4 protein-coding genes are annotated in these 6,030 nt (G+C 71.9%); 1 reads left to right on the top strand and 3 read right to left on the bottom strand.

From position 1 onward, the window contains the following. Positions 1–269: 269 nt before the first annotated feature. The 3 genes from E1293_RS43465 to E1293_RS43455 form a co-directional block, all read right to left on the bottom strand. Positions 270–1,103 carry an ABC transporter permease gene (locus E1293_RS43465; protein ID WP_132205444.1) on the bottom strand — a complete coding sequence of 278 codons (834 nt, stop codon included), beginning with the start codon at positions 1,101–1,103 and terminating at the stop codon, positions 270–272. Continuing rightward, positions 1,100–3,583, bottom strand: coding sequence for an alpha/beta fold hydrolase (locus E1293_RS43460; RefSeq protein ID WP_132205442.1), 2,484 nt, complete (start codon positions 3,581–3,583; stop codon positions 1,100–1,102). Before E1293_RS43460 ends, E1293_RS43465 begins: the two co-directional genes overlap by 4 nt. A gap of 90 nt (positions 3,584–3,673) precedes the next feature. Further along, positions 3,674–4,294: a TetR/AcrR family transcriptional regulator gene (locus tag E1293_RS43455; RefSeq protein ID WP_132205440.1), complete on the bottom strand. Its 621-nt coding sequence runs from the start codon at positions 4,292–4,294 to the stop codon at positions 3,674–3,676. Between the two features lie 154 nt (positions 4,295–4,448). On the opposite strand from E1293_RS43455, the gene E1293_RS43450 reads away from it, so the two are divergent. Further along, on the top strand, positions 4,449–6,030 hold a 1,582-nt coding region (locus E1293_RS43450; RefSeq protein ID WP_341770253.1), incomplete at its 3' end, for an MDR family MFS transporter.

Below are 6,030 nucleotides of genomic sequence, written 5' to 3'. Positions count from 1 at the left end.
CGCGAGGAGAACCTCACGGCCCTCGCGGCCGTGCTCGACGCGCTGCCCGTGGACGTCGTGCCCGTCACCTCCGGGCAGGGGGCGCTGAAGGAGCTGCTGCCGTGCCATGGTGATCATCTCCCCCCATCGGGCCTGACTTAACCCGCCGGTCGAGCTGCTACCTCCTATGACGCGGCCGGAGGCCGCGAGGTTCGCTGAGCTTATGCGACGAACACTGCCCGTTCGACCGATTTTCAGGAAGATGTTATGCGCACACCGTGATCAGGTGATCACGAGACGATGTCGCGTGTCCGGAAGCGGCGGAAGGCCAAGGCGAACAGGACGACCGCGTAGGCGACGGAGACGGCGGTGCCCTTGGCCATCCCGGCCCATTGGATCTGCGGCTGCAGGGCGTCCATCCAGGAGTACATCCAGTGCGTCGGGAGGAAGTCGCGCCAGGAGCCGAGCGCCGTGACCGCGTCCAGGATGTTGCTGACGATGACGAGACCGACCGCGCCGCCGACCGCGCCCAGCGGGGAGTCGGTCGTCACCGAGAGCAGGAAGGCCAGCGCGGCGACGACGAGCTGCGCGACGAGGGAGTAGCCGACGATGATCGCCATCCGGCCGAGCGCGGTGCTCACCGGGACGGTCCCGCCGGTCGGCAGCTCGACCGCGCCCCAGCCGAAGCCGGCCGTCCCCGCGACCAGGGACATCAGCGGCAGGCTGACCACCGCGACGACCGCGTAGGAGAGCGCGACGATCAGCTTCTGGCGCAGCAGCCGGGCGCGCGGGACGGGCGCGGCGAGCAGGTAGCGGAGCGACGACCAGTTCGCCTCGCTCGCCACCGTGTCGCCGCAGAACAGGGCGACCGCGACGACCAGCAGGAAGCCGGTCGAGACGAACAGGGCGAAGAGGGCGAAGTTCAGCGCGGACGACGTGGCGGTGTCGACGAGGCTGGGCAGGCCGTCCGGGCGGCCCGGGTCGCCGCCGAGCTTGAACGCGGCGACCAGCACCCACGGCAGGACGAGCAGGATCGCGAACGCGACCAGGGTGCGGCGGCGCCGGAACTGCCGGACGGCCTCCACCCGCAGCGGCAGCGTGCGCCGGACGTGATAGGTGGTCATGACCCTTCCCCGATGATCTCCAGGAACGCGTCCTCCAGGCGGCGGCCCGAGCCGGTGATCTCCGCGACCGGGCCGGCGGCGACGCGGCGGCCGTTCGCCATGACGACCGCGTGCGTGCAGGTCTGCTCGACCTCGGCGAGCAGGTGGCTGGAGACGATGACCGTCCGCCCGGCCGCCGCGTACCGGACGAGCACCTCCCGCATCTCGCGGATCTGCGGCGGGTCGAGGCCGTTCGTCGGCTCGTCCAGGACGAGGAGGTCCGGTAGGCCGAGCATGGCCTGCGCTATGGCGAGGCGCTGCCGCATGCCCTGCGAGTACGTCCGGACGGTTCGGTCTAGCGCCGACCCCAGGTCCGCTATCTGCAGCGCCTCCTCCAGGTGGGCCTCGTCCAGGGGACGGCCTGTGGCGCGCCAGTAGAGGTCCAGGTTGTCGCGTCCGGAGAGGTGTGGCAGGAAGCCAGGTCCCTCGACGAATGAGCCGAGCCGGGCCAGCACGGGTGCGCCCGGGTAGACGCGGTGCCCGAAGATGCGGATCGAGCCCGAGTCCGGGTGGATCAGTCCCATCAGCATGCGCAGGGTCGTCGTCTTGCCGGCACCGTTCGGGCCCAGGAGCCCTAGCACCTGTCCCTTCTCCACCCTGAACGACAGGTCCGAGACGGCGAGATGCCCGTTCTTGTACGCCTTCGTTAGGCCGGATATCTCCAGCGGCACATCGCTGTCCGTTTCGGCGCCGCGCTTGCGACGTCCAGGCAGGAGGATGGCGAGCGCCAGTGCGACGCCCGCGACCGGCAGCCCCCACACCCAGACTGGCAAGGGCGCAGGGGCGGTCTCCAGCGACGGGACGGAAGGAACGGTCAGCGGCGAGACCACCCGCACCTTGTAGGACGAAGGCTCGGCGGGCGTCGCGAACCCCATGTCGGTGGTCGCGATGACGAGGCGGAGCCGGTGGCCGCGGTCGAAGCGGTAGTCCATCGCGGGGAGCGTCACCGTGACCTCGCTTCCGCGCGCGCCGCCGGAGACCCGGAACGGTGCCGCCAGCCGCCGCGCCGGAGCGGCCGACCCGCCGGGCGGGACGTCGTAGAGCTTCGCGAACAGCGGCCCGTCGCCGGTCACCCTGAGCCGGACGCTCGCGGCGCCCGTCAGCCACAGCGGATGGTCCAGCGGACGCGTGTCGAACGCGGCGGTCTGGCCCGGCATGTCCGCCGGCAGCTGCCCGCCCAGCGATCCGCCCAGGGAGCCGAAGGACCCGAGCGCCCCGAGCCCGGGCAGCGCGGAGATCGACGTCGGCGACCCGCCCGCCGGATTGAAGATCGTCTGCTCGTTCCCGCGCAGCGGCAGGGCCGACGGATCACCGGAGAGCCCCGGATACCGCCGGGTCGTCGCCTCGTCCACGACGACCTCCTGGGTGGACGAGTCGAGCCCGCCCGCCCGCGTCACCGTGAAACCGTCCGGGGACGGCTTCGCCGACCGCATGAGCCGCGCATCGAAGAAGTCGCGCACCAGCCCCTGGACCCGCTCGGTCTCCGGGTCGCCGCCGTCGTGCCCGCCCTGGAACCACACCACCGACACCGGGGCGCCGTTCGCCGCGATCGCGCGCGCGTTGGCGTCGGCCTGGCCGAGCGGGAACAGCGAGTCGGTCTGCCCCTGGACGAGCAGCGCCGGCACCTTGATCCGGTCGGCGACGGACGCGGGGCTAGACCGGCGCAGCGTCGAGATCGCCGCCTCGGTCGGACGCCCCTTCGCCGCCACGTCCTGGTACATGTCGCACAACGAAGGCAGGAACCGCCCGCAGGCCGTCCGGCCCGCGTTGCCCGTGAAGAACAGCCCCGCCCACAGCTTCTTGAAGACGCCGTCCGCGGGCTCCGCGCCGGCGGCGGCATCGGGGAACAGCGCGTCCGGCAGGCTGTTCCACGTGATCTGCGGCGCGATGGCGTCCACCCGCTTGTCGTAGGCGGCCGTCATCAGCGCGATCGCGCCGCCGTACGACTCGCCCGCCATGCCGACGCGCGGGTCGCCGGGCCCGTCGAGCCGGACCTCCGGGCGCCGCGCCAGCCAGTCGATCAGCTGCCGGGTGTCCTTCACCTCGTAGTCGGGGGAGTTCAGCGCGATCTCACCGGACGAGCGCCCGAACCCGCGCGCCGACCAGGCCAGCACCGCGTACCCGGCGCGGGCGAGGCCGCGCGCCTCGTCCGCGACGTCGCGCTTGCTGCCGCCGAAGCCGTGCGCGAGCAGGATCGCCGGCCCCTTCGACGCCCCGGCCGGCTTGTAGAACGTCGTGTCGAGCGTGACGCGCTGGTCGTCCTTGGGGCCGTCGACGACTGCGATGCGCTGCGACGACGTCTCGACATGCGCGGCGTCGCCGGCCGTCGCGCCCCAGGCCGCGGCACCGCCCGCCAGCACGACGGCGGCACCGGCCGCCGCCCAGCGCGTGGACCGTCCCGTCCTGCCCCACCGCGCCCGGAGCGCGCCCGCCGGCCTCATGGTCAGCAACCCTATGCGCGCCGCGCGGCCGCCTTCTCCGCCCCGGAGTCGATCTTCGCTGCGCCCGCCGCGGTACGCCGGCCCGTCCCGTTACGACCGGGGATGTACGGACGAGGCGAGGGCGGCGGTGAACATGGCGGTGAGCCGGTCGGTGAGCTCGGCGGGGTCGGCGGCGCGCAGGTCGTTGAGGCCGAGGAGCCGCCGGACGGGCCCGCCGCCCATGATGATCGTGGACGCGAGCAGCGCCCGCGCGCGGGCGTCCGGCCCCTCCAGCTGCGCCACCAGCGGCTCGACGATCACGTCCTCCAGGTAGTGCAGCAGGATCTCCTTGACCTCGGGGTGGCCGGCCGACCGGTCCAGCATCCGGGACATGGCGGTGACCGCGCGCTGGTCGATCTGCCGGACGAAGTGCTCGGCGAGCCGGCGCGGCAGCCCCTCCGGGGCGCCCGCGATGACGCCGCGGATCACCGACTCGCCGGCCAGGACCTCGCCGAACAGTGCCGCCTTGGAGCCGAAGTACCGGTTGACCAGCGCCATGTTCGCCTCGGCGCGGGCCGCGATCATGCGGACGGTGACGCCGTCGTAGCCGTGCTCGCCGAACAGGTCGCGGGCGGCGTCCAGGATGCGGCGCCGGGTGGCCTCCCGGTCGCGCTTGCGGCGCCGCGCCGCCGCGCCCCCCGCGGGCTCGGCGCGCTCGTCCTCGACCTGCATCCCCCAGCTCCCGGCTGTCGGTGACGGTGCGTGTCCAGTATCCAACGAGTTGCAAGTAAACAAGCGTCTACATAAGATACATGCAAAGCACAGGTATTTCATTCGTCCGCATGGGGGCAGGGTGGCTCAAGCGAGCGTGGCGTCGCACGGCCCGGTGACGCCAGAGCAAGCGAGACCGCAGTACACGCATCGTCAGATCCTGGAGATCCTCGCCGGTCTGATGATGGCGATGCTGACGTCGATGATCTCGACGTCGGTCGTCGCCACGGCGTTGCCGACGATCGTCGGCGACCTCGGCGGCCAGGACAAGCTCTCCTGGGTCGCGAGCGCGTCACTGCTGACCATGACCGCCTCGACCCCGCTCTGGGGCAAGCTGTCCGACATCGCCGGGCGCAAGCTCATGTTCCAGACCGCGCTGATCATCTTCGTGGCGGCGTCGGTGGGGGCCGGGCTGTCGCAGAACATCGGCCAGCTCATCGCGGCCCGCGCGTTCCAGGGCCTCGGCGTCGGCGGCCTGTCCGCGCTCGCCCAGGTCATCCTCGGCGACGTGGTCGAGCCCCGGCAGCGCGGCCGCTACGCCGGCTACATGGGCGCGGTGTTCGGCGTCGCGACCGTCGCCGGACCGCTGCTCGGCGGGTTCATCGTGGACGCCGACGCCCTCGGCTGGCGCTGGTGCTTCTACGTCTGCGTCCCGCTCGCGATCGTCGCCTTCCTGGTCATCCAGAAGGTGCTCAAGCTGCCGAAGGTGCGCCGCGACACCCGCGTCGACGTGTTCGGCGCGTTCACCATCACCGGCAGCGCCGCCGTCCTGATGCTGGTGCTGTCCATGGGCGGGACGGAGTTCGCCTGGAACTCCAACTGGACCTACATCCTGCTCGGCGCCGCCGCGCTCCTGCTCGTCCTCGCGATCGTCGCCGAGCGCATCGCGCACGACCCGATCCTGCCGCCCCGGCTGTTCCGCAACCGGACGTTCGTGCTGACCGCGTTCATCTCGGTCTGCGTCGGCATGGCGATGTTCGGCGTGATGATCTACATGCCGCAGTACCTGCAGATCGTCAAGGGGATGAGCCCGACGGCGTCCGGCCTGATGACGCTGCCGCTGGTCCTCGGGATGCTCGTGATGTCCACCGGCTCCGGGCAGATCGTCACCCGGACGGGCCGCTACAAGATCTTCCCGGTCATCGGGCTGCTGTGCATCGCGGCCGCCATGTACCTGCTGTCGCTGCTGCACACCGACTCGCCGAAGATCCTCGTCGGCGCCGACCTCGCCGTCCTCGGCATCGGGATGGGCCTCAGCCTGCAGATCCTCATCCTGGCCGCGCAGAACGCCGCCGCGCCCAGCGACCTGGCCTCCACGACGTCCGGCGTCTCGTTCTTCCGCAACCTCGGCGGCGCGATGGGCGTGGCCGCGTTCGGCGCGATCCTCACCAACCGGGTGGCGGACGAGATCGCCGGCGGCTTCCGCGCGGCGGGCATCCCCATGCCGGCGGGCGGCGGCGGGACCGAACTCGGCTCGCCGGCGGAGATCAAGAAGCTGCCGGCGCCGGTCGTCCACATCATCCAGGACGCGTTCACCAACTCGCTGCAGACCGTGTTCCTCGTCGGCATCCCGGTGGGGCTGGTCGGTTTCCTCGCGGTGCTGCTGCTGAAAGAACTGCCGCTGCGCGGTTCCGCCGGCCGCGGGAAGGACGAGAAGCCGGCCCCGCCCGCCGAGAACGGCGTCGTCACCCCGCCGC

The organism is Actinomadura darangshiensis, from assembly GCF_004349235.1.
GTDB lineage: Bacteria > Actinomycetota > Actinomycetes > Streptosporangiales > Streptosporangiaceae > Spirillospora > Spirillospora darangshiensis.
This window is presented reverse-complemented; position numbering and strand designations above follow the sequence as displayed.

Bases quoted from the DNA above. Each gene is read 5' to 3' on its own strand.
- E1293_RS43455 (WP_132205440.1), bottom strand. From the start codon at position 4,294: ATGCAGGTCGAGGACGAGCGCGCCGAGCCCGCGGGGGGCGCGGCGGCG.
- E1293_RS43460 (WP_132205442.1), bottom strand. From the start codon at position 3,583: ATGAGGCCGGCGGGCGCGCTCCGGGCGCGGTGGGGCAGGACGGGACGG.
- E1293_RS43465 (WP_132205444.1), bottom strand. From the start codon at position 1,103: ATGACCACCTATCACGTCCGGCGCACGCTGCCGCTGCGGGTGGAGGCC.